The sequence below is a fragment of the Sulfitobacter sp. 1A12157 genome (genome assembly GCF_043557345.1).
Lineage (GTDB): Bacteria > Pseudomonadota > Alphaproteobacteria > Rhodobacterales > Rhodobacteraceae > Sulfitobacter.
Genome location: NZ_JBIFFV010000022.1, coordinates 1 through 2,187 on the forward strand (window position 1 = coordinate 1; position 2,187 = coordinate 2,187).

Below are 2,187 nucleotides of genomic sequence, written 5' to 3' on the forward strand. Positions count from 1 at the left end.
TGTAGGCGTTCGGTTTCAGGTACTGTTTCACTCCCCTCGTCGGGGTGCTTTTCACCTTTCCCTCACGGTACTGGTTCACTATCGGTCAGTAAGGAGTACTTAGCCTTCGAAGGTGGTCCTCCGATCTTCAGACAGGATTTCACGTGTCCCGCCCTACTTAATACGTCCAATGATGCTTCTTATACGGGACTGTCACCCACTTTGGTTGCGCATTCCAACGCATTCTAATCACACTCATGGCTCGGCTGGTCCCCGTTCGCTCGCCGCTACTGGGGGAGTATCATATTGATTTCCTTTCCTCCGGGTACTTAGATGTTTCAGTTCCCCGGGTTTGCCTTTTTAAGCCTATATATTCAGCCTAAAAATACCTGGTCTTGCTCATTATTAACTGCGCCGCTGCCTGCCCCAGTGCCGATCCGAAGGATCGGTGTACCGACCAAAGGTCGGCGCGGAGCGGACATTGCGAAGCAATAATAACAAACAATCAGGTGGGTTGCCCCATTCAGAAATCCATGGATCAAAGCTTATTCTCAGCTCCCCATGGCTTATCGCAGAGTATCACGTCTTTCATCGCCTCTTACTGCCAAGGCATTCACCAAACGCCCTTTTCGCGCTTGATTTGATCCAGAAAAAGCAAGACTGAGCGCCTCGCGCGAAGATCAGAAGCTGGTAAGAAACTGATCCTCTTATTCTGCATCAAAAGCATACTTTCCCGCCCAGACTTGGTCTGGACATGGGCGCCTCGCGGCGCCCGGGTTAGTGTACTTGACTTGGACGACATATCGATTTCGGCCGGGATACCCGGATGAAGACGAGGAAGCATCTTCAGCGGGCCTTCCCCGAAGGGAACCGACCGAGGCCATCAGCTCACGCGCTGCGACCAATATGTCGTTAGTATCTCTCTTTACGATGTCAATCACGTGCATCCGATGGATGCCACGCTACCGTCCAGATTGGACGAGCAAAAGCGCCGGAGCGCTCTTGCTGATCTAATCTATCAGCAATTTTCGAACCACTTTGGGAGCGTCGTCCGAAACAGGAATTTTACCGATCTCGCACGCAGAACGTTAAGCTTTTCATCTCGAACCGGATCACGCTTGATCCGCCGATAGGCGCGTCTTTCGGCCAAGGACCAGTCTATCTCTGCCAACTCCTGATACTCGGAGTAGAAGCGCGCCGCGTCCTGCTCTGCCTGCGCCCAAGCTTTACCGGGAAGACCTTTCCCATCACCGTTGCCAATTAGCGTTCGATGCTTGTTTGCATCGATTAGTGCAGCGCTGTTGGCGTATTTGAGATGAACCAAGTAAACACCTTTGGGAAAGGTGAATGGCGCATCATCCAAATGGTCAGCGACAGTCTGAATGCCGTGGCGCACCAAATGCGTTCCCCGCCGAACCGCCCAAGCCTTACTGTAATGCCCGGAGAACTGCGCCTTACGTCTATGGCGCAGGACATTATCCTGCACAGTTAACGCAGCATCCTCTTCCGTTTCCGCGAGGTTCATTCCCAAAGCAAAGAGGGCAGATGCTCTCTTGCGCGAGGCGAACAGATCGCTGAAGCTTGCGTAACGCCCTGGGTCGAAACAAACCAATTCATCCGCATCCGTGCGAATAACCCAGTCGTATAGCGCACCCAGTCCGTCCTGAAGACCGTTCAGCAGATGACCGCGCAGCCGATCGAAACCGGTTAAGTCATCCCGCGGCACGGTGATCACATTCGCCCGTGGGCAAAGCTCAGAAATCTTCGGATTACGACCATGGGCCACAATATAAAGATGTTCTGCACCAATGTGCCTCGAGTAATGCGCGTACCATTGTGATAACGCCCAATAATCGCGGTAAACCATTGTGATCGCACAAATCTTCATGGTTCCTTCTAATCTTCGCGGATCAGGGAAAACAAGAGAATTCGTGGTGGAGCCTAGGAGGATCGAACTCCTGACCTCCTGAATGCAAATCAGGCGCTCTCCCAGCTGAGCTAAGGCCCCAAACTATTGAGACCCACGCGTTCAGCGCAGGACCTATTTCTGAAGAGATATGAGGACGGCTCGGTTCTATATATTGACCGACTTTGTTTGCCGATCTGCTAAGTGTTCCATGAGATTGGCAAGCCAATCTGGCTAGGAACATCCTTAGAAAGGAGGTGATCCAGCCGCAGGTTCCCCTACGGCTACCTTGTTACGACTTC

1 protein-coding gene, 1 tRNA gene and 2 rRNA genes are annotated in these 2,187 nt (G+C 52.4%); all 4 read right to left on the minus strand.

Annotated features, from left to right (window positions below; genetic code table 11):
• Positions 1–620, minus strand: a 23S ribosomal RNA gene (locus tag ACGYLC_RS17600); the annotation flags it as partial.
• A gap of 377 nt (positions 621–997) precedes the next feature.
• Positions 998–1,867, minus strand: coding sequence for a glycosyltransferase family 2 protein (locus ACGYLC_RS17605; protein ID WP_394424232.1), 870 nt, complete (start codon positions 1,865–1,867; stop codon positions 998–1,000).
• Between the two features lie 44 nt (positions 1,868–1,911).
• Positions 1,912–1,987 (minus strand) — tRNA-Ala (locus ACGYLC_RS17610).
• 148 nt (positions 1,988–2,135) lie between these two features.
• Positions 2,136–2,187 (minus strand): 16S ribosomal RNA (locus tag ACGYLC_RS17615); the annotation flags it as partial.